Origin of the sequence: Paenibacillus sp. FSL H7-0350, assembly GCF_038593195.1 — a bacterium.
GTDB lineage: Bacteria > Bacillota > Bacilli > Paenibacillales > Paenibacillaceae > Paenibacillus_AQ.
In genome coordinates this window covers 4,767,067-4,786,206 of the sequence record NZ_CP151972.1, presented here as the reverse complement: position 1 = coordinate 4,786,206, position 19,140 = coordinate 4,767,067, and the positions used below count along the sequence as shown (strand labels likewise).

The window sequence follows — 19,140 nt, the reverse complement described above, 5'->3', positions numbered from 1 at the left end:
CTAGTCATAAGAAGAACGAAAGAAGCTCCCTATCGGAGCTTCTTCTTTTTTTGCGAATAAGCTTCAGGAAATAAATTACTATAGGTGCGCAGGCAAATATGTTAAAATAACAGAACATAAGTTCGTATTTCGGTTGTAAAATATAGCCTAATATTTCCCTATTATTAGAAAGATATATAGATGAGGAGGCGTAACGGCAATGGAACAGCAAATGATACAGCGTTACCGGCAGGAAATCTATCGAATCGGCTGGCGCTTACAATACCGCAGCAAGCGAACCCGACGGCATGAATGTACCTTCATGGATATCCGCCCGGCTCAGCGGGATGAAACGGAGGAGATGATTAACCGGTTGTCCGTTGAGCAGCTATTAGATACACTTCCAACCAAAGGAAAGGTGATTCTGCAGAAGATTTATCTGCAGGAAATGACAGAAGCTGAGGTCGCGGCACAGCTGCATATGAGTCAACAGGGGGTTAACAAATGGAAGCAAAAAATGCTCCAGCAGCTATCACAGACAGCGAATTCGCAGACCTTCTGACAGGCGTCCGTCTGAAACAGCCGGAGGCCATGCTCCAGATCATTGAACTATTTCAGGAGGACATCGAAATGGTCAGTCAGTGCATTCTTCTCCCGCGGGAGGATGTCATTTCACATATTGTGACGGAGATTCTTAACTTCATACAGGCCGGGGATAGCACATGAACAAGCGGGCAAATGCCACCCTATAGTGGCACTGCCCGCTTGTTATCTATTAGGAATAGCTAATCTATCAGGCAAGACCGGCATTCATGCCGGCTGTACCCTAGGTATTGACATTCCTGCTAGGGTAAGGTTTATGGTTACTATAAGAAGTTCCGGCCGGAATAACTTATGAGAGGGTGTTCATGCGTTGAAGATCGGAGAGTTCGCAGAACTGAATAAGGTTACCACCAAAATGCTCCGGCACTACGACGAGATCGGTCTGCTTCATCCCGCAGCGATCGATCCCGGGACAGGCTACCGCTTCTATACCCCGGAGCAATCACATCCTCTGAACTGGATCATGATTCTGAAGAGCCTCGATTTCACTCTGGGAGAAATCAGGGAGCTCTTAAGCGGACCTGTGGACAGCCTAATCCTCATCCGTCAGCTTGTACGCAAGCGCATCGGGATTACGTCGGCCTTAAATGAACAAATCCAGAAGAAACTGGCCATAGACCGTCTAATTACCCTCATTGAGAAGGAAGGGTTCGAAATGAATAAGACCATCCATTTACAGAAGCTAGGGCTAACAGATATACATGAAATCAAAAAGAACATGCCCAATATGGAAATGTTCCTCGAAAATGTAGCCGGTATTGCAGCAGAATCTGCGGGCAGTGATATCCACTCGGTGATCCGCTTCGATATCAGCCACTTCAAACAAGTGAATGACGACTACGGCTTCGACATAGGGGATAAAGTCATTGTCGCCTGCTATCAATTAATTGAAGCGGCCGTCCATAAGCATCTGGGTCATGCTACGATTGGACGCGCACACGGGGATGAATTCATTGTGTTCGCCATAGCGGACAAGGACAGTGCCAGCTTGGCTGCCCAAAGCATCATAAACGATATGAAAAGCTTCGATTTCACCGCTATCGGCTGCTTGAGGCCCATGGGATGTTACATCGGAGGTCTGGTCGGTCCGTTCGGAGCCGGCACCGATATCCGCACCATTATCGAGGCTTCCATTGAGACTCTAGACCGGGCACGGCGAAATGGGGTACACTCATTAAATATTGAATCTTACATTGTATAACTCGAATGCCACAAGAAGGGGCGGAACCCATCCATGGAACTCTACGCCGTAAAAATTGGTGAATCTTCATTTCGCTTAAGCAACATATACCGCGATATGAAACATTCGGAGGAAGCAGTCCAGATTGCGTGGTCATTTTATATTGCCAAGCATAATAATAAAACAATCTGTATCGATACAGGCTTTCGCGATGAGAATGTGGCACAGCAATGGGGAATTACACTAACAGACGTTGCAGACGAGTTAAGAGGCATCATTGGCAATCTAAGCTCCGTAGATACAGTCATCATTACGCATAGTCACTTTGACCATATTGAGAATCTTGACTTGTTTGATAAACCTGAAATTATCATTTCAAAAACCGACTATGAAACTGCGCTACAGCAATGCTCGCCGGCCATCAAGGAGAAGCTGCTTCAAGGCCGGGTTGTCACCGTAGACAACGAATATATTTACGACAACCAGTTCAGATTCAAGGTGATCGGCGGGCATAGCCCTGGTTCGTCGGTGGTTTACTTTGAATCGGTTCATACCAACTATATAATTACCGGCGATGAATGCTACTGGTGCGATAATTTGCTAAGCAATCGGCCGAACGGGGTTTTTTCGAGTACAGAAAATAACGAAATGTTTCTAAATGAGGCTCATCACAACGGATTCATTCCGCTCCCATTCCATGATCTGCAAATATTCGAACACTATCCGGCCGTTTCTAACAATATAGTGAGAATCCTTTAGATTTTGGATATGGTCATCCTTTATGGATGGCCTTTTTTGTCGGATATGTCTATCACGTGTTGAGTTATTATACTAATAGTTGTATTATTATTCATTATTCACAAAGAAGGAGCACACCTATGCCATTAATAATCAGAAACGCTGAGCCTAATGATATAAGCAGTCTGACCGAGCTGATGTATGAATACATCGTTGGTTTTTATCAGAACCCCAAACCTCCTGCCGATAAAATCAACTCTTTAATCCAGACCCTTTTTGACCAGCAGCAGGGGGTGCAGCTCGTGGCAGAGCAGAATGGAGAGTTGGTCGGCTTTGCTACCCTATTCTTTACATTCAGCACTATGAAAGCAGATAAAATCAGTGTTATGAACGACCTCTTCGTAAGAGAACCCTTTAGAGATACCGAAGTGGAATCACAACTATTCCTGGCATGTCAACAGTACTCACAGAATCATGGATATGCCAACATGACTTGGATTACTTCTACTACTAACAAACGTGCTCAAAGCTTCTTTGAAAACATGAACGCGGTCAAAGGGAAGGATTGGGTTCACTACTCCCTTATCTAAATCAACGCGTCGAAATGGCCCTCTGCGTCTACTGTCGCTGTCCGGGGATCGGTCAGACCGATGCCCTTAAGGCCTCCCTTTCCCTCAGTCCGCCAGGGCGGAGTATGATCCTGAAGCGGGGGAGCAGGTACAAATGAAGCCGAAGCGGTACTCCCGCTTTTCTGCACCAGATGGGCCTCCAGCTGCCGTATTTGCCGCTGCAGCTGCTCCCGGCGATAAGGAGTCTGCATCTCTCCGCCCTGCGCCGCATTCACCTTGTCCAGCTCCATCAGCAGCCGGTTGCGCTGCTTCTCCAGAGAACTGACATCACTCTGTGTGCTGCCGTAAGCTGTAGTGGCCTGTACCGGGCTGATACCGGATACCGTCTGTGCCGCCATGATCTCTCCCCCCGTTTCCTTGGCTTCTGCTTCAAATCCAGCCATATTCGAAAGTTCTAATCATTTCTATTACCCGGTAGCCCCAGCCATGACAACATTTCAACCACATATTTACAAAGAATCGTCGTATAGTCTCAGTCAGATGCTGATTGGACTATACCAAAGGCCTAGCCGGGAGGTCTGTAAAAGCGCCAAAGGCCCATGCTAGCGTTGCCCCGCACCGCTAGCATGGGCAGTTCCGCCTCAATAAGGCAGAACGCTTTTTGTGGATGCTTTGTAGATTGCCGCTGTCTCCTTAGGGGAGGCGCCGGGGCCCATTACATTTCACATCGATCCTACTGTCTTCGCAGACTCTGATTTCGCTATTGCAACGGTCAGCTCGCCGTCCGCTTCGTCCACCGTCATTACCGAGCCTTCTTCCGCTTCTCCGGCGATCAGCGCGCGCGCTACCCGGGTCTCCAGGCTGCGCTGAATGAACCGCTTCAGCGGTCTAGCCCCATAGACGGAATCGAAGCCTTCCTCGGCAATGAAGCGGACCGCCTTGTCACTCAGCTTAAGACCGATGTTCCGCTCGGAGAGACGCAGACGCAGGCCATCGACCAGCTTAACCACAATTCTCTGGGTCTCGGCCAGTGTCAGCGGCTTAAACATCACGATATCATCCACCCGGTTCAGGAACTCCGGACGGAAATGTCCGCTCAGCTCCTTCATGACCCGGTCCTTCACGGCTTCGGTCAGCTCGCCGTTGTCGTCCGTGCCCTGAATCAGATGAGGCGAGCCGATGTTGGAAGTCATGATGATGATCGTGTTCTTGAAGTCGACCATCCGGCCCTGCGAATCGGTCATCCGTCCGTCATCCAGCAGCTGCAGCAAAATGTTGAATACATCCGGGTGCGCCTTCTCCACCTCATCCAGCAGCACCACCGTATACGGCTGGCGGCGCACCGCTTCGGTCAGCTGGCCGCCTTCTTCATAGCCGACATATCCCGGAGGAGCACCCACGAGGCGGGAGACACTATGCTTCTCCATATACTCCGACATATCGATACGGATCATGCCGTCCTCGCGGTCGAACAGCGATACCGCCAGCGCTTTGGCCAGCTCCGTCTTCCCGACCCCGGTCGGCCCGAGGAACAGGAACGAGCCGATCGGACGGTTCGGGTCCTTGATGCCGGCTCTTGCCCGAAGAACGGCATCGGCTACCAGCCGGACCGCCTCATCCTGCCCGACTACCCGCTCATGCAGCGTATCCTCCAGCCGCAGCAGCTTATCCCGCTCGCCTTCCACCAGTCTGCTTACGGGAACTCCCGTCCAGCGCGAGACAATATCGGCGATCTCCTCCTCCGTCACGGCTTCACGCAGCAGCCGGGTCTCCTGATCCTGCTGCGCCGCTTCCTCCGCGCCCTTAAGCTGCCGCTCCAGATCAGGAATAATCCCATAGCTTAATTCAGCCGATTTGTTGAGATCATAGATCTCCTGCGCATCGACCAGATCCTTGCGGGCCTGCTCCAGCCGCTTTTTCAGGTCGCGGATGCCCTGAATGGCCGACTTTTCCTTCTCCCAGCGGGCTGTCATCCCCAGATGCTTCTCCTTGAGGTCGGCCAGCTCCCGCTGGAGGTTCTCCAGACGGCGCGCACTGGCGTCGTCGGTTTCTTTTTTGAGCGCGGCTTCCTCTATCTCCATCTGCATCAGGCGGCGGGTCACCTCATCCATCTCGCCGGGCATAGAGTCAATCTCCGTACGGATCATCGCGCAGGCTTCGTCGACCAGGTCAATTGCCTTATCCGGCAGGAAGCGGTCGGTGATGTAACGGTTGGACAGCACACCGGCTGCGACCAGAGCGCTGTCGTAGATTTTGACCCCGTGATGCACCTCGAAGCGTTCCTTCAATCCCCGCAGAATCGAAATGGTATCCTCGATATCCGGCTCACTGACCAGCACCTGCTGGAAGCGGCGTTCGAGCGCCGGGTCCTTCTCGATATATTTGCGGTACTCATCCAGCGTGGTCGCCCCGATACAGTGCAGCTCGCCCCGGGCTAACATCGGCTTCAGCATGTTGCCCGCATCCATGGCCCCCTCCGTCTTACCTGCACCTACAATCGTATGCAGCTCGTCAATGAACAGAATAATCCGCCCGTCACTCTCGCGGATCTCCTTCAGCACCGCCTGCAGCCGCTCCTCGAACTCCCCGCGGTATTTCGCACCGGCAATCAGCGCGCTCATATCCAGCGAGAAAATCGTCTTGTCCTTCAGTCCCTCCGGCACATCCCGGCGGACAATCCGGTGGGCCAGCCCTTCGACAATTGCTGTCTTGCCGACACCCGGCTCTCCGATCAGGACAGGGTTATTCTTGGTCTTGCGGGAGAGGATGCGGATCACCCGGCGAATCTCGGCATCGCGTCCGATGACCGGATCGATCTTGCCTGCCCGCACCTCGGCTACGAGATCGCGGCCGTACTTCTCCAGTACCTCATAAGTTGCCTCCGGCTCCCGGCTGGTCACCCGCTGGTGTCCGCGGATCTCCGCAAGCACACCGAGCAGCTTCTCCCGGGTAACGCCCCGGCTGGTGAATAATCCGCGCAGCTCGCGGTTCCCGCTGCTTGAATCCGAGGCCATCGCCAGGACCGCATGCTCCACCGCAACGAATTCGTCCTGCATCTTGGCCGCTTCCTGCTCCGCCTGCTCCAGCATGGCAATCAGCGCAGGCGAGGCATACCGCCGCATGGTGCCTGCTCCGCTCCCGCTTACGCTGGGTTTGCGCTGGAGCAACGCCTCCGTACCTTGCAGCAGCTCGGCTGCGGGAACATTCATCTTCTGCAGCAGCCGGGGCAGCAGGCCCTCATGCTGCTGGAGCAGTGCCTTCAGCAGATGAAGATTGTCAATCTCCTGATGCCCGCTGGAACCCGCCAGCGACTGTGCCTCCGCCACGGCCTCTTGCAGCTTCTGGGTAAGTTTATTGAAATCCATTAGGATCATCGCCTTTCTACAATGTATATGTTAATCAGCCGGATGCCCGGCTGTTATTTACTGAATCGGAAATGCCTTACCGCGTTGCGGCTCTGCGCCGCTGCGCTCCGCCTGTGGTACGCCGTTTCGCCCCGGCCTGGAAGCTGCTGGACTCCGCCAGCTGGCGGTACTGCTTCTTCTCTGCCTCGGTCGTTCCGGCGGGAATGACCATCTCCATCCGGAACAGGATGTCACCATTCGTTCCGTCCGGACGTCTCAGCCCCTTGCCGGAGAGGCGCAGCGTTCCGCCGCTGGCTATCCCGGCAGGGATCTTCAGCTTCACGCTGCTGCCATCCGGCAGCGCCACCTTGGCTTCCCCGCCAAGCACAGCCTGCCAGGGGGCGATCTCAACCGTGCCGAGCAGATCCCCGCCGTCCGGCTCATAGATCTCATGCGGCAGGAGATGCAGCGAGATCAGCAGATCCCCGCCCTGCCCCGCTCCGCTTCCGCCGCCGGGTACCCGAATGACGGTCCCTTCCGCCGAGCGTGCGGGAATCTGTACATTCAGGTCCTTGCCTGCCGCCTGAACGCTGATATTACCGCCTCTATAAGCCTGCTCCAGCGTAATCTCAAGCTGGGCCTGCATCGTATTGAACTCATCCCCCCACGGGCTTCCGCCTGGACGGGCGCCACTGCCGCCCGAGAAGAAGCCGGCGCGGTCAGCCGCGCCCCGGCTGCCGAAGAACATCCCGAACAGATCCTCTTCGGGTATACCACCGGAAGAGGCGGCTCCGCTGCTCCAGCCCGCGCCAAACGGCGATTCCCATGACGCAGAGGAGGCTGATCCGTAGCTGCGCTGACCCCGCGAGCCTGCTGCGGCTCCATAGCGGAGCTCCTCATCATAGATTTTGCGCTTCTCTTCGTCGCCCAGCACCTCATATGCCTCGGCTGCTTCCTTGAATTTCGCCTCTGCCTCCGGGGCCTTGTTGACATCGGGATGCCATTTTTTGGCCAGCTTCTGATAGGCCTTCTTAATCTCCTGCTTCGAGGCCTTCTGATCTACCCCAAGACGCTCATAATAATTTGCCGCCACCGGGACCTCCTCCTTTCGTGTAATGGGAACCTTCTGCCTTCCTCCGGGAAAAGACGCATTATAGCCGGAACCCCCACTACAATGCGTCTAATATGAAGTGCTATATGAAAAGTCCGGTGAAATCCTGCTGCCGCCCGGTAAACCGGATAGGCCAGCGGCTTCAGCCGCTAAGCCCTGAGTTCCTGCGGAAGCGGCAGCTTCAACCGGACTTGAATGTCCATCTGCTTCTTAAGGCTCCCCTGACGCTTACTGAAGCTCTTTCCGGCCCTTAAGCATCGCCGCCGTCCTGAATTTCGATCCGTTTGCCCTGGGACTTCTGCCGTTTCGGCACCTCCAGGCTCAGCACACCGTCCTTCAGAGAAGCACGGATGTCTTCCTCTGCAATATCCTGGACGTAGAACCGGCGTACATATTCGCCAACCCGCCGTTCGCGGCGCACCATCTGATGCTCCTTATTCTCCTCATTGCTCTCTTCTGTGCGAACCGCCTTGATCGAGAGGTAAGGGCTGGAATAATCAATGTCGATTTCTTCTTTGCGGAAGCCCGGAAGCTCGGCCTCGATCAGATATGCCCCTTCACTCTCCCGGATGTCGGTCCGGAAAGACAGCGCGTTACTTGTCAGCGGTGCGAAAAAATCATCATTAAACACTTCGTTCAGCGACTTCGCCAGCACACCAAAAGCATCATCTCTGCGTTTACCAAAAGGAACCAAATCAAACATCGTTCATTCTCCTCTCATTTGACTTTTGATTTTTGAATTCGGTCTTGCTCAGGCTTTGACTTTGTCTGACCTATGGCTTTATTATAGCCTGCACCCCCGGAGAAAACAAAACCGGTATAAGCCGAAAATCCGGGAGAATCCGGCGTTTCGGCTCGTTTTTTATAATAAATTTTAACATTATTAACGATTTGACCTTATTTGACCTTCCTGTTCTACTTCAAATAACGCTCCCGGTATTCACTCTCCAGCATGCCCATCATAATCACATCATGATACTCATGGTTATAGAACAGCGTCTGACGCCGCACCCCCTCCTGCACGAACCCGATGGACTCATAGACATGCGCAGCACGGGCATTATAACTGTAGACCTCCAGCTCAATCCTGTGCAAATTCAGAATGCCGAAGCCATAATCCAGCATAAGCAGCAGCGCTTCACGCCCGTACCCTTGGCCCTGATGCCGCTCGTCCCCGATGGCGATCCGCAGATTGGCATTCCGGTTATCCCCATCGATATCCTGAATGGCGATGTCGCCGATAACCTCGTCGTTCTCCTTCAGCGCGATCAGCAGCAGCACCGTACTGTCATCCCCGGATTTATGGGCAATATACTGCTCAATCTGCTCTTTGGTGATATGCTTCTTCGTTCCTGTAAGCCTGCGGACTTCCGCGCCGTGGAACATCTCATAATACAGCCCGGCGTCTTCCCCGTTCAGGGAGCGCAAATATACCTTATCCCCTGTTAAAAGCCTTGAATGACCGTTCATCTCTGTCCACTCCCACTGTCGTAATTGCTTTTATCGTAATACAAATCTGTATACTATAAAATATACAGAAACGTCCGATTTCAAAGGACAGATGGAAGGTGAAGCATGCTGCTTGTCCCGGATCTGAATGAACACAGCGAGACCCCTTACTACATACAGCTCTATGATTATCTGGCAAAAGCAATCCTGAGCGGCAGCCTCCAGAGCGGGATGCGCCTGCCTTCTATCCGCCGTCTGGCGGCGTTATGCGGAATCAGCGCCACTCCGGTGGAGCTTGCTTACCAGCAGCTTCTGGCAGAGGGCTTCATCGCCAGCAAGCCGCGCAGCGGCTATTACATCCTGCCCGTTCACCAGGAAGGCAGCACTGCTCCTGGCGGGGAACGGCCCCGTCCGGCCCCCCGCCCGATCACGCCCCGGGATTCACGGCACTACGCATATGATTTCCATATGTCGCACAATGATTTCTCCCTGTTCCCGCATAAAATATGGCGCAGCCTCTACCAGGAGCAGCTGGCGAATCCAGACCTGCTCCAGTACGGCGACCCCCAAGGAGAGCCTGCCCTCCGCGCAAGCATCGCCGCCCATCTGCGGCAATTCCGCGGGCTGCGCTGCACAGAGAAGCAGATTGTAGTCGGCGGCGACCAGTATACGCTGTGTTCTTTGCTATGTCTGCTGCTGAAGGGAAGGGTTAACGGACTGGGTATCGAAGATCCGGGGTACCACCTGCTGCCAGCGGCATTCCGGCGGAGCGGATACAACATCTTGCCGATTCCGCTCGAGGAGGACGGATTGCAGCTAGACAAGCTGTACAGCAGCGGGGCAAATGCTGTGTACATCTCGCCGTCCCACCAGTTTCCCCGGGGGATGACCATGCCGATCACCAAACGCCTCGCATTGCTGGAGTGGGCCCGGTCCACAGGCGGCTATATCATCGAAGATGATTATGACGGGGAGTTCCGTTATCACGGGCGGCCGATCCCTGCGCTGCAGGGGCTTGCCGAGGGCAGCCCGGTGATCTATATGTGCAGCTTCGCCCAGTCAGTAACCCCTGCCTTATGTATTCACTATATGGTTCTGCCGGAGGAGCTGCTGCCGGATTATCACAGCCTGAGAAGCGAGCTGTACCTGGAGCATTCAGCCTCACGGCTGCATCAGATTGCGCTGCATTATTTCATGGAGCGGGGGCATTTCGAGCAGCACCTGCGCCGGATGCGCCTGCTCTATCAGCGCAAGCATGACCTGCTGCTGCGTTCGGTCAGGCAGCATTTCGGTGATGCCGCAGTACTCAGCGGAACGGATGCCGGATTCCATCTGCTGCTGACCTTTAAGCCGCCCGAAGCAGAAGTTGGCTCCAGAGTCAGCAGCAGAGTTAGCATTAGCACCAGCGCCAGGGAGCTTGCTGCCGCAGCGGAAGCCGAGGACATTCGCGTTACCCCCATGTCCTACACCTGGTGGGGCAAGCCGGACTACGATCAGCCTGAATTCATCCTGGGCTTCGGCGGGATCGCTGAGGACCTGATCGATGAAGGCATCCGCAGATTGGCGGTGGCATGGCTGGGCTAGCAGAGCATCAGATTTAATCCTCATTCCCGCGCAGTCATTCGGATACTATAGGCGCTGGAACAGCAGTAACTGTATTCTATACAATGGAATGATGTCAAAACAGCTTCGAAATAGATTCTATTGTATTCGGTACAATGGATTGTTGAACAGAGACTATTTTTCGCCCAAAATGCCATGTTCTAATGTACGAAATACAACAGAATATCATTTTACGGTCAAATATAAGCTTTCTGTTGCAGGAAATACAATCAGCTACTTTTATCTCCAGCGAGAGGTCGGTGACGGGTGCAGGATCCGCCTAATAATATCTCAATGTTCATGCCCAGGCTTTTAGATCAACTATACTTCTCCAGCATATCCGCAAGCGTCCGCTTCACCTCAGCCACCAGCTCCGGCGGCTCCTGCACCGTAGCCTCGCTGCATAGGCCAATCACAAAACGCGCGAAGAAGCCCAGATCACTTCCCGGAATCTCGCCCTCCAGCCAGCCTGTGCCATCTTCACGCATATGCAGCAGCACCGGGGACCATACCTCCCCTTCGCAGGCCTGAACCCCCTCACTGCCCAGCTCCACGTATAGCTTGATAAGTCTATGCTCTGTCTGCGGCGGCGGCGGACTGCCGTATTCCTCCATATTGTCCAAGTGGATATGACGAAGATCAAGCGCGGCCGGTCCCGCTTCATCATATCCGGCAGACTGAATCCGGTCACAGCGGAAGATCCGGATGCCGCTCCGCAGGAAACAATACGCCGGACAATACCACAGGCCGTTACTGGCATAGATGCCAACGGGCTGAATCCACCTTTGCTGCCGCCGGGCCTTTGACTGGTAATCGATCAGCAGCACTTTTTGCCCGGTGGCCGCTTCCAGCAGTTGGGGCAGATAAGGGAATTCCGCCTGCCGCGCCGGGGTCAGGAAATCGATCCGGTGCTTCATCTCGTCAATCCGGTCACGGACATCGCCAGACATGTAGTTATAGAATTTGTGCAGGGCGGATAAGGATTCTTCCTTGAAGGGGAGATACTTATAATGGCGCAGGGCATGGCTGGCAAAAAAAATCGCCACCGCCTCTTCCTCCGTGAACGCAATCGGCGGCAGGATTCTCTCGCTTAGTACCTGATACCCTCCATGCGGCCCCACTTCGGAATAGAGCGGTACGCCCAGCTCCCCCAGCTCCTGCAAATCCCTAAGGATTGTGCGTGAAGAGACTTGGAATTCGTCAGCCAGCTCCCTTACGGTGAATTTGCGCTTGCGGTTGACGGTCATCATCAGGTCCAGCAGCCTTTTGGATTTCGACACAGGGTTCACTCCATTTATATTTTAACTATGACAAGACCTGTCACTATTACAGTCTACACTATAACCATAGCCGGTTAGTACAGGCAAATATACCTTCCAAGGAGCGAACAAGACATGAAGCTGCAAATGAACCCTTATATTCTGGTGGATGGATCTGCTGAGGAGGCGATAGCCTTTTATCAGGAGGCGCTTGGCGCTGTGGTGCTGTTCAAGCAAACAATGGGCGAAGGCCCGCAGAATCCGGACGCCCCCATGACGGAGCAGGAGAAGGCGCAGATTGCCCATGCCGTGTTACTGGCGGGAGAGACGAAGTTTTTTGTGGCGGATTATGAGCCGGGTATGCCGCGCAGCCGGGGCAACAGCATCAATGTGTGTCTCTCGGTGGAAACCGAGGTTGAAGCACAGCAGCTATTCAACTCACTGAAGGCAGGCGGCACCGTCGATATCGAGCTGGCCCCGGCCTACTACAGTCCCGCATACGGCATGGTGACCGATAAGTTCGGCGTATGCTTCCAGATCTTCACGATGAACGGGCGGTGAGGCTGTTGAGGCTGAGGTAACATCGGGCCGATGGGCATTGCGGGCAACACACATTGGGGGAAATACTATGCTCAAAGCCGATGTGCCTGTGCGCTGGCCGAATGTAATCGAAAAACCGATTACATTCGCCCCGGTAACCATCGCGCCGTCCATTTGTGGTCGGTTTTCCCACCACATCCGCATTGGGCAGATCAGCCGCAACAACGCAAACAAAGCCCTGTCCCCCGGAATCCGGCGAGACAGGGCTTTGTTCTAATATAACGCCCGCCACAAGTAAAAGGTGGCGTATGCTTCCCAGCCTTGCCACGGCCGGGCCAGCTCCAGCAGCTCCGCCGGTGTCGGCTTGCGGTCCATGCCGGTCAGATGCTTGATCACGTTCTGCAGGCCGACATCGCCGACCGGATAAGAGGATGCATCGCGCAGGCAGCGCATACGGACATATTGCGAGGTCCACGGGCCGATCCCGCGGATCTGCAGCAGCCGCTGCTCGGCGGCAGCCGGGGACGGAAGCCCCAGGAGTTCCTCCCGGCTCAGCTCCCCGCTTGCGATCAGCGAGGCTACGGTAAGCACTGTCTGTGCTTTGCTGCGGGTTAGCTGCAAGGCGCATAATTCCTCTACCTGCACCTCTGTGAACATCTCTGGGCCGGGGAAACGGTAGTAGGTCTGCCCCTCCCATTCCAGCGCTTCCCCGTATTCAGCGGTCAGCCGCTGCTTCAGCCTGTAGGCAAAAGCCAGATTCACCTGCTGCCCCAGAATCGCCCAGCATAACGCCTCGAACAGATCCGGGATGCCGATGATCCGCAGCCCCCGGTGCTCACTTGCCAGCGGCCCAAGCAGCGGGTCCGCTGCCGCCAGCGTGTAGAACGGGGCAAGGTCCCGGTCCAGATCAAACCACTCCACAATGTAGCGGGCCAACGCCTCCTGCTCCAGTGCACCAGGAATCGCCCCATGCAGCAGGGTTACACACAGCTTGTGATCCTCGGACACACTGAGCCTCACCAGAAGCGGGCCGCCCTCTATCCTGAACATCCGGCTGACGCCTGCTTCATCCGTGCGGAACAGGCATTCCAGCGGCGAGCGGTTCATGTACTCCAGACAGGCCCCCAGGTCAAAGTCTGCCGGCAGCGGCAGCTCAAAAAGCAAATCGTTCATGACCAGCCGCCTTTACATTCAGAATCCCCTCCAGCTGGAGTAATTCCTGCTTCATCTGGAGTCCGCCCCGGAAGCCGGTTAAGGTACCGTTCGCGCCAATCACCCGGTGGCAGGGTACAATAACCGGCACCGGGTTCTGCCCGTTGGCCGCACCGACAGCACGAACTGCCAACGGTCTGCCGATCCGCTCAGCTAATTGCTTGTAGCTGGCCGTCTCCCCATGCGGGATGGTAAGCAGCCCCCGCCACACCTCCTGCTGAAACGGAGTGCCCCACAGATCCAGCTCCACACTGCTGAAATCTACCGGCTCTCCGGCAAAATAACGCTCCAGTAGCGTTATCACTCCAAGCTGCTCAAATCTACCGGCATCCTCTATGAGCTCATGGGCAGGCGCATACATTTTCAACCATGTGGCAGGTAATTGCCCTTCGTCCTGCGGGAAGGATAAGCGGATCAGTCCTTTATCGCTGGCCCACAGGGTCCACTCTCCGTTTCCGGGATTCAGGGTATGATGATAAATCGTAATAGTATTTGTACTCCGGCTGTTATTCCGGCTTGAGTTCATGTTGGTTTCCTCCTTCGTTATGCTTGCTGCGGTACTCTGTAGGGGACAGCCCCGTCTTCTTCACGAACCAGGCGGCAAAATGAGAGGGCGTACGGAACCCCACAGCCCCGCCAACTTCAGCCATTCCCGCCGCAGTCTGCGTCAGCAGCCTGCAGGCTTCATCCGTGCGCAGCGTGTCCAGTCTGGCAGCAGGTGACAGGCCGGCAACCCGCTTATAGGTGCGCTGCAGGTGGAACGGGCTGACCTTCAGCTCTGCGGCCATCGACTGGAGGGTCAGCTTGCTGCCGAACCGCCCGTCCATAATGGCATCTGCCTGCGCCGCCAGGACCGCGTCCGGCCGGAGGGTGCCGCCTTCCTCGGGGCGGCATCTTTTGCAGGGACGAAAGCCTGACGAAATAGCCTCCTGCAAGGAGCCATAGAATATAACATTCGTTGCCTTCGGTGTTCTCGCCCGGCAGGACGGACGGCATACAATATGGGTCGTCAGCACCGCCGTATAGTAGATCCCGTCATAGGTCGGCTCGCGCCGCACTACCGTTTCATAGATATGCTCGAACAATTGCGGGTCCATCCCCATCACCTCTTACCGCCAGTATAAACGATTCGTTTCGGCTTATGCAGCCTATTGCAATAGGAGAGCAAGATTACGACAGTGAGGCAGATGGACAAACAATTGGAAAAACGTAACTTACCTAGCCGATTTCCGGGCAACACGAGGAAGAAAGTGGAAAACCGCGGCTAATAATGCTATTATTGACTGCTTGAATTAAAGTCAGGGAAGGACACAAAACCCAATGAAGCTATCAGATATCCGCTGTGAACGCCTAAGCACGAAGGATTCTCTCGCAGCCGCAAAACTATTAAGCCTGGACGGGGACACTGGTCCTGACCTTCTGCAGGTGCTGGAAGAAGAGCCTGAACTGTTTATTGCCGCTTATGTAGGTGAGACGCTTATTGCGTTAGTCCAAATGGAAGCGTCCGCACCCCAGTCTCATTTAAATGTATTCGTCGCCCCGCAGTATCGCCGGCAAGGCATTGGCAGGGCTTTGACGCAGGTGGCAGAAGCTCAATTACAGGCAGGCGGAACCCGTAAGGTCAGCACTTCCGTCCGGTCCGGTGTGTCCTCTTCCCTTGCGTTTGCCCGCACCCTTGGCTATGCTCCGTACTATTCACTTATTTATATGGAGCGGACCGGCGGTGCTTTTCCTCAGGAGACGGCTTCAGCAAGGTTGTATAGAGATGAAGACTTTGTTGACGCCCATTCCCTGTATGCTACTGCTTTTCATGAAATGCGGGTGCGCGTCGGCTGCTTCCCCGATTCTGTGGTTGCAGAGCCTAATGAAGGCAGACGAAACGCCTGGGCAGCAGATGCAGAGGACCGGCTGGTCTATGAGCTTGACGGGAAAGTCGTTGCTTACAACCACATCCACAGGAATGAAATCAGCAGTGTTAGTGTACGTTCTGACCTTCAGGGACGCGGAATCGGCCGAACCTTCGTGAAGTACTTGTGTGGTGAGATCCACCGGCGCGGCTATACAAGCGTTACCCTATCCTGTGTCGTTGGGAATGAAGCCATCCATTTGTATAACAGCCTTGGATTTCAGGAAACGCATCGAATGGAGTATATGACAAGTGGAAACGGCTTAGCCGTCCTTTGAAAGGACGGTACCGTTTCAGCGAGAAATAGAAGGATAATTTATAGCCTAAAGCATATAAATTCTTATGTTTTAAAAACTCCGGACAACTCAGAGCATTCCCGGTCAGGCCCTTCCCTGCCCGCTTCTCTACAATGAATAGTGAAAGGGAGATGAGGAGATGGAGACGATACGGCTGCTCCAGCAGGCGATTGATTACGTGGAGCAGAATCTGCAAAACACTATCGGCGTCGAGGATATCGCAGGAGCGGCGATGACCTCGAAGTACCATTTTCAGCGGATGTTCCATGCCTTGACAGGGTTCACTGTTACCGAATATGTACGCAACAGGCGGCTTACACTGGCGGCAGAAGAACTGGCCGGAACGGACGGCAAGGTGATCGACATAGCGCTGAAGTATGGGTACGAGACGCCTGAGGCCTTCACAAGAGCGTTTCAGCGGGTACATGGGGTGACTCCCAATATGGCGAAGAAAAAGAACGTGAAGCTCAAATCGTTCTCCCGCATCTCCTTTCAAATTCAAATCAAAGGGGAAAGCGAAATGAATTACAGATTGGTTGAAGAGAAGGGCTATAGAGTCATGGGTAAGGAGGTTATTATCCACCAGGATGCTTATAGTGAAATCCCTGCGTTTGTAGAGAAAATCTGGAACGATGGGACGCATGACCGGATTAACGAATGTGCCGGAAGACCCGCAGGTTCACTGCTGTTCGGTTATTATTATGACTTCAGCGAGGACGGAACCAAACGGTATCTGATGGGAACGGAACTGCCGGAAGGACAGGACGTCCCGGAGGAGCTTGACCAACTGACTGTGCCTGACCAGACGTATGCTGTATTCGAAAGCCGTGATTCGTTTTCCGGGGACACAGAGTTAGACCTTGCGATTCTGAATGTGTGGCGGCGGATCTATTCGGAATGGTTCCCGTCGTCAGGCTTTGAGCAAGTGGAGGGGCCTTGTCTGGAGAAGTACTACTGGACGGACGACACACATGAGGAGTCAATCTGCGAGGTATGGATTCCTGTGGTGAAGAAATAAATACAAGATTACTGATAAGCCCTCTACCAGCCATAACGGCATCTGGAGGGCTTTTTTGCGGACAGTGGTAAGAAATCATACTCTCTCAGTTTTAATCTTATAATCAGTGAATGTAATGAACTCTATAATTCTCCTAAGAGCTTGTTTACTTTTGAAGCAAAAGCATCCCAGTTTGTATCATATCCAACACCGTAATTCCATCCGTTAGTGCGCAGCCTTTGACCTAATTGGATATAATCAGCACGTTGCTTATCGTTTAGGCTAACATCAAAAGTACTGTCACCCGCCTTAAACGCATTCATGTAATCGTACAATTTCATTAGGATATCTTCCTTCCCCTTATCGCTTTCCATTCCACTGTGTAAGATAATCGAATCGATCGCATCATCTAGTTTCTGTGTTACAAGAGTTTCATTTTCCCAATTATGATCTTGTTGATACTGTATAGTTTCCTCAAGTTGAACTAGATCTCGTTGGATGTAAGCATTCAGTAATTCATGTCTCAACTCTTCATTCCTACTGACACGCTTAAACTCCATAAAAAACATAGCATTTCCGAATAGAGAAACTACTAAAGCTACTAAAATCCAGTCTTTTTTATTCATGCTTTCTCCCATACCTATCCTAATTTGAATTTCAAGTTATACTCAATATATACAAATTACTGGAAGGGAATGATTGGTCTATGTCTTCATTAAAAAGATGGTTTCCTGCCTGTTGCATTATGCTGTTCATGCTTATGCTTCCCAACGTTATTCTGGCAGCCCCTGCTTCCAGCCCGGCCCGGTCAACCACAAGACCTATACAGGTGAACATCGATGGTGCTTTTATCTCCGCTGATCGCAGTCCCTTCATACTGGCTGGCCGAACGATGATTCCCATCCGCACGCTTGCTTCCCTAGGGCTCCACTATTCCTGGGATGGTATCCGCCATACAGTAACGATTACGAATTCCTCCAATGACCACTTTGAAATGACTCAGGGGCAATCTATGGCTTACAAGAATGGCGAGCCTGTACAGATGGATAGTGAAGCCAATAATTACAACGGACGACTCATGGTTCCCGCAAAGTTTATCAGTGAGGCATTTGGATACAGTGTATACTACGAAAAGATAAGAGAAATCATCTTCATTCAGTCCAAGAATTTCACTCCTGATACCCAGGTCATCCATTCAGCAGACCTTAAACAGGCCCGCCTGGCGGCCATTTCGTTGCCGGTTCGCTACTCTTTCAAGCCTGGTACAAGTGTACAAAGTGATCAATCCCAATACTTCACCTACTCCTTTGCTTCAAAGGACGCTACCCGCTATGCCTACAGCAATGGAGAGATAACCACAGTGGTTGAGATTACAGGCACAACGGCAACAGCCATATGGCAGGCTTCGGAGGCAGATATCCCCGGTTATCCGGCAACTACGTTCGGCGGTGTGCAGCCAGCGTATATTTCCGATCTGTTTCAGGACTCTTTTAGCTACGACAACGGGGTGTATAGCGGTTATCAGAGGCTTAGCGACGACACTGTAACAACCTTTAAATTCTCCGGCCTCCCTTATACGGATCTGATCCGGGCCATCCCGGAGTAAGGAACCTATATGCCAAAGTTAGCCCCCGGGAAAAGGGTGTACCGGTCCAGATATTTTGCCGTGTCCGGTACCCTTTTCACGGACTTGATTTTCCCCTGCCCAAAAACAAAATTCCACCGCTCCACCTTCACCTTGTACTCATCCTCCGCAGTCACTCTCTGGACAATCCGCACCGTTAAACTGCTGTCTGTACTTGCAACAGGCTTCATATCAACAATCGTTTCCATATTATACGTTCCCGCCGGGAAGCTTTCGTTATAGATGTCCGTCTTGAAATCAGGCGTAACTACATCGAGCACTCCCTGATAATCCCGTTCGTCATACGCCATAATCCATCTGTATGCCAGGTTCCGGTTCGCTACATAAGCCACGCTGCTGCGCTCCATTCCGAAATTCGGATCAGAATCCACATATACGGTTTTACTTGTGTTATCCCACTGAATACTGGCGTCAAATCCTTCTGAAACGGCCCGAATCGGGACATATACCGTACCATTAATAATCCTAGGCTGCGTCTGAGTTTTCACTTGATTACCATTTACGATTATTTTTGGAGCGACGGTAGCCGCAAAGGCTCCCGCACTAAACACTAGGGTCAAGGCTAATCCTGATATGCCTATTTTAAAAAGTTTGTTCATTCTTGATCTCTCCCTGGATGACAGATTTCTATCTTAGACGCCGCTCAAGCATATTTGTTTCTATAAAATCAAAATACTGTAATTATTCGTTTGATTGCCCGCAATGTTGCA

22 protein-coding genes are annotated in these 19,140 nt (G+C 53.1%); 11 read left to right on the top strand and 11 right to left on the bottom strand.

Translation table 11 applies throughout. The features are described from left to right. The first annotated feature begins 199 nt into the window (after positions 1-199). The 5 genes from NYE24_RS21945 to NYE24_RS21925 all read left to right on the top strand — a co-directional run bounded on the left by NYE24_RS21945 (position 200) and on the right by NYE24_RS21925 (position 3,090). Positions 200-541, top strand: coding sequence for a sigma factor-like helix-turn-helix DNA-binding protein (locus NYE24_RS21945; protein ID WP_036695540.1), 342 nt, complete (start codon positions 200-202; stop codon positions 539-541). Further along, on the top strand, positions 484-705 hold the full coding sequence (locus tag NYE24_RS21940; RefSeq protein ID WP_156949642.1) for a hypothetical protein: 222 nt from the start codon (positions 484-486) through the stop codon (positions 703-705). The genes NYE24_RS21945 and NYE24_RS21940 overlap by 58 nt, the downstream gene beginning before the upstream one ends. Positions 706-892: 187 nt before the next feature. Further along, positions 893-1,783: a MerR family transcriptional regulator gene (locus NYE24_RS21935; RefSeq protein WP_076155619.1), complete on the top strand. Its 891-nt coding sequence runs from the start codon at positions 893-895 to the stop codon at positions 1,781-1,783. A gap of 33 nt (positions 1,784-1,816) precedes the next feature. After that, on the top strand, positions 1,817-2,521 hold the full coding sequence (locus NYE24_RS21930; protein ID WP_076155621.1) for an MBL fold metallo-hydrolase: 705 nt from the start codon (positions 1,817-1,819) through the stop codon (positions 2,519-2,521). Positions 2,522-2,640: 119 nt separating this feature from the next. After that, positions 2,641-3,090: a GNAT family N-acetyltransferase gene (locus tag NYE24_RS21925; protein WP_342476675.1), complete on the top strand. Its 450-nt coding sequence runs from the start codon at positions 2,641-2,643 to the stop codon at positions 3,088-3,090. Here NYE24_RS21925 and NYE24_RS21920 read toward each other — a convergent pair. The 5 genes from NYE24_RS21920 to NYE24_RS21900 all read right to left on the bottom strand — a co-directional run bounded on the left by NYE24_RS21920 (position 3,087) and on the right by NYE24_RS21900 (position 8,994). After that, complete coding sequence (locus NYE24_RS21920) at positions 3,087-3,512, bottom strand: hypothetical protein (RefSeq protein WP_036695537.1); 426 nt, start codon at positions 3,510-3,512, stop codon at positions 3,087-3,089. The two genes, NYE24_RS21925 and NYE24_RS21920, sit on opposite strands and share 4 nt — an antisense overlap. Before the next feature lie 279 nt (positions 3,513-3,791). Continuing rightward, positions 3,792-6,434, bottom strand: coding sequence for an ATP-dependent chaperone ClpB (clpB, locus tag NYE24_RS21915; RefSeq protein WP_342476674.1), 2,643 nt, complete (start codon positions 6,432-6,434; stop codon positions 3,792-3,794). 76 nt (positions 6,435-6,510) lie between these two features. After that, positions 6,511-7,506, bottom strand: coding sequence for a DnaJ C-terminal domain-containing protein (locus NYE24_RS21910; RefSeq protein WP_342476673.1), 996 nt, complete (start codon positions 7,504-7,506; stop codon positions 6,511-6,513). Between the two features lie 268 nt (positions 7,507-7,774). Then, entirely contained in the window at positions 7,775-8,227 is a 453-nt protein-coding gene (locus NYE24_RS21905) for an Hsp20/alpha crystallin family protein (RefSeq protein ID WP_076155631.1), read from the bottom strand. A gap of 212 nt (positions 8,228-8,439) precedes the next feature. Beyond that, complete coding sequence (locus NYE24_RS21900) at positions 8,440-8,994, bottom strand: GNAT family protein (RefSeq protein ID WP_342476672.1); 555 nt, start codon at positions 8,992-8,994, stop codon at positions 8,440-8,442. Between the two features lie 105 nt (positions 8,995-9,099). Between NYE24_RS21900 and NYE24_RS21895 the strand changes: the two genes are divergently transcribed. Continuing rightward, positions 9,100-10,557: a PLP-dependent aminotransferase family protein gene (locus NYE24_RS21895; protein WP_342476671.1), complete on the top strand. Its 1,458-nt coding sequence runs from the start codon at positions 9,100-9,102 to the stop codon at positions 10,555-10,557. 335 nt (positions 10,558-10,892) lie between these two features. On the opposite strand, the gene NYE24_RS21890 is transcribed toward NYE24_RS21895, so the two are convergent. After that, positions 10,893-11,855, bottom strand: a complete 963-nt coding sequence (locus tag NYE24_RS21890) for a YafY family protein (RefSeq protein WP_036695532.1) — start codon at positions 11,853-11,855, stop codon at positions 10,893-10,895. A gap of 114 nt (positions 11,856-11,969) precedes the next feature. Between NYE24_RS21890 and NYE24_RS21885 the strand changes: the two genes are divergently transcribed. Then, the gene (locus tag NYE24_RS21885) at positions 11,970-12,395 is read left to right on the top strand and encodes a VOC family protein (protein ID WP_036695531.1); all 426 of its coding nucleotides are present in this window, start codon (positions 11,970-11,972) and stop codon (positions 12,393-12,395) included. Between the two features lie 67 nt (positions 12,396-12,462). Then, complete coding sequence (locus NYE24_RS21880; RefSeq protein WP_342476670.1) at positions 12,463-12,651, top strand: hypothetical protein; 189 nt, start codon at positions 12,463-12,465, stop codon at positions 12,649-12,651. On the opposite strand, the gene NYE24_RS21875 is transcribed toward NYE24_RS21880, so the two are convergent. The 3 genes from NYE24_RS21875 to NYE24_RS21865 are packed head-to-tail and all read right to left on the bottom strand — an operon-like array spanning position 12,648 to position 14,683. Further along, positions 12,648-13,547, bottom strand: coding sequence for a DNA-3-methyladenine glycosylase 2 (locus NYE24_RS21875; RefSeq protein ID WP_342476669.1), 900 nt, complete (start codon positions 13,545-13,547; stop codon positions 12,648-12,650). The two genes, NYE24_RS21880 and NYE24_RS21875, sit on opposite strands and share 4 nt — an antisense overlap. After that, positions 13,528-14,112, bottom strand: a complete 585-nt coding sequence (locus NYE24_RS21870) for a methylated-DNA--[protein]-cysteine S-methyltransferase (RefSeq protein WP_342476668.1) — start codon at positions 14,110-14,112, stop codon at positions 13,528-13,530. Before NYE24_RS21870 ends, NYE24_RS21875 begins: the two co-directional genes overlap by 20 nt. Then, positions 14,093-14,683, bottom strand: coding sequence for an Ada metal-binding domain-containing protein (locus NYE24_RS21865; protein ID WP_342476667.1), 591 nt, complete (start codon positions 14,681-14,683; stop codon positions 14,093-14,095). Before NYE24_RS21865 ends, NYE24_RS21870 begins: the two co-directional genes overlap by 20 nt. Before the next feature lie 223 nt (positions 14,684-14,906). On the opposite strand from NYE24_RS21865, the gene NYE24_RS21860 reads away from it, so the two are divergent. Next, positions 14,907-15,770, top strand: a complete 864-nt coding sequence (locus NYE24_RS21860; RefSeq protein WP_342476666.1) for a GNAT family N-acetyltransferase — start codon at positions 14,907-14,909, stop codon at positions 15,768-15,770. Between the two features lie 157 nt (positions 15,771-15,927). Beyond that, on the top strand, positions 15,928-16,806 hold the full coding sequence (locus tag NYE24_RS21855; RefSeq protein WP_342476665.1) for an AraC family transcriptional regulator: 879 nt from the start codon (positions 15,928-15,930) through the stop codon (positions 16,804-16,806). A 122-nt stretch (positions 16,807-16,928) separates the two neighbouring features. Here the strand turns inward: NYE24_RS21855 and NYE24_RS21850 are convergent, their stop codons facing one another. Further along, entirely contained in the window at positions 16,929-17,411 is a 483-nt protein-coding gene (locus tag NYE24_RS21850) for a hypothetical protein (protein WP_342476664.1), read from the bottom strand. Positions 17,412-17,539: 128 nt separating this feature from the next. On the opposite strand from NYE24_RS21850, the gene NYE24_RS21845 reads away from it, so the two are divergent. Continuing rightward, a complete protein-coding gene (locus tag NYE24_RS21845) occupies positions 17,540-18,391 on the top strand; it encodes a copper amine oxidase N-terminal domain-containing protein (protein ID WP_342476663.1) in 852 nt (283 codons plus the stop codon). A gap of 5 nt (positions 18,392-18,396) precedes the next feature. Here NYE24_RS21845 and NYE24_RS21840 read toward each other — a convergent pair whose 3' ends face one another. Then, positions 18,397-19,029 (bottom strand): copper amine oxidase N-terminal domain-containing protein, encoded by a 633-nt coding sequence (locus NYE24_RS21840; RefSeq protein ID WP_342476662.1) that lies wholly within the window; start codon positions 19,027-19,029, stop codon positions 18,397-18,399. Positions 19,030-19,140: the final 111 nt, after the last annotated feature.

Excerpts from the sequence above, each read along its gene's own strand:
- NYE24_RS21940 (WP_156949642.1), top strand. The coding sequence starts at position 484 with ATGGAAGCAAAAAATGCTCCAGCAGCTATCACAGACAGCGAATTCGCA.
- NYE24_RS21865 (WP_342476667.1), bottom strand. The coding sequence starts at position 14,683 with ATGGACCCGCAATTGTTCGAGCATATCTATGAAACGGTAGTGCGGCGC.
- NYE24_RS21850 (WP_342476664.1), bottom strand. The coding sequence starts at position 17,411 with ATGAATAAAAAAGACTGGATTTTAGTAGCTTTAGTAGTTTCTCTATTC.
- NYE24_RS21845 (WP_342476663.1), top strand. The coding sequence starts at position 17,540 with ATGCTTATGCTTCCCAACGTTATTCTGGCAGCCCCTGCTTCCAGCCCG.
- NYE24_RS21920 (WP_036695537.1), bottom strand. The coding sequence starts at position 3,512 with ATGGCTGGATTTGAAGCAGAAGCCAAGGAAACGGGGGGAGAGATCATG.
- NYE24_RS21880 (WP_342476670.1), top strand. The coding sequence starts at position 12,463 with ATGCTCAAAGCCGATGTGCCTGTGCGCTGGCCGAATGTAATCGAAAAA.
- NYE24_RS21860 (WP_342476666.1), top strand. The coding sequence starts at position 14,907 with ATGAAGCTATCAGATATCCGCTGTGAACGCCTAAGCACGAAGGATTCT.
- NYE24_RS21895 (WP_342476671.1), top strand. The coding sequence starts at position 9,100 with ATGCTGCTTGTCCCGGATCTGAATGAACACAGCGAGACCCCTTACTAC.
- NYE24_RS21855 (WP_342476665.1), top strand. The coding sequence starts at position 15,928 with ATGGAGACGATACGGCTGCTCCAGCAGGCGATTGATTACGTGGAGCAG.
- NYE24_RS21840 (WP_342476662.1), bottom strand. The coding sequence starts at position 19,029 with ATGAACAAACTTTTTAAAATAGGCATATCAGGATTAGCCTTGACCCTA.
- NYE24_RS21870 (WP_342476668.1), bottom strand. The coding sequence starts at position 14,112 with ATGAACTCAAGCCGGAATAACAGCCGGAGTACAAATACTATTACGATT.
- NYE24_RS21875 (WP_342476669.1), bottom strand. The coding sequence starts at position 13,547 with ATGAACGATTTGCTTTTTGAGCTGCCGCTGCCGGCAGACTTTGACCTG.
- NYE24_RS21945 (WP_036695540.1), top strand. The coding sequence starts at position 200 with ATGGAACAGCAAATGATACAGCGTTACCGGCAGGAAATCTATCGAATC.
- NYE24_RS21900 (WP_342476672.1), bottom strand. The coding sequence starts at position 8,994 with ATGAACGGTCATTCAAGGCTTTTAACAGGGGATAAGGTATATTTGCGC.
- clpB (WP_342476674.1), bottom strand. The coding sequence starts at position 6,434 with ATGGATTTCAATAAACTTACCCAGAAGCTGCAAGAGGCCGTGGCGGAG.
- NYE24_RS21905 (WP_076155631.1), bottom strand. The coding sequence starts at position 8,227 with ATGTTTGATTTGGTTCCTTTTGGTAAACGCAGAGATGATGCTTTTGGT.
- NYE24_RS21925 (WP_342476675.1), top strand. The coding sequence starts at position 2,641 with ATGCCATTAATAATCAGAAACGCTGAGCCTAATGATATAAGCAGTCTG.
- NYE24_RS21930 (WP_076155621.1), top strand. The coding sequence starts at position 1,817 with ATGGAACTCTACGCCGTAAAAATTGGTGAATCTTCATTTCGCTTAAGC.
- NYE24_RS21885 (WP_036695531.1), top strand. The coding sequence starts at position 11,970 with ATGAAGCTGCAAATGAACCCTTATATTCTGGTGGATGGATCTGCTGAG.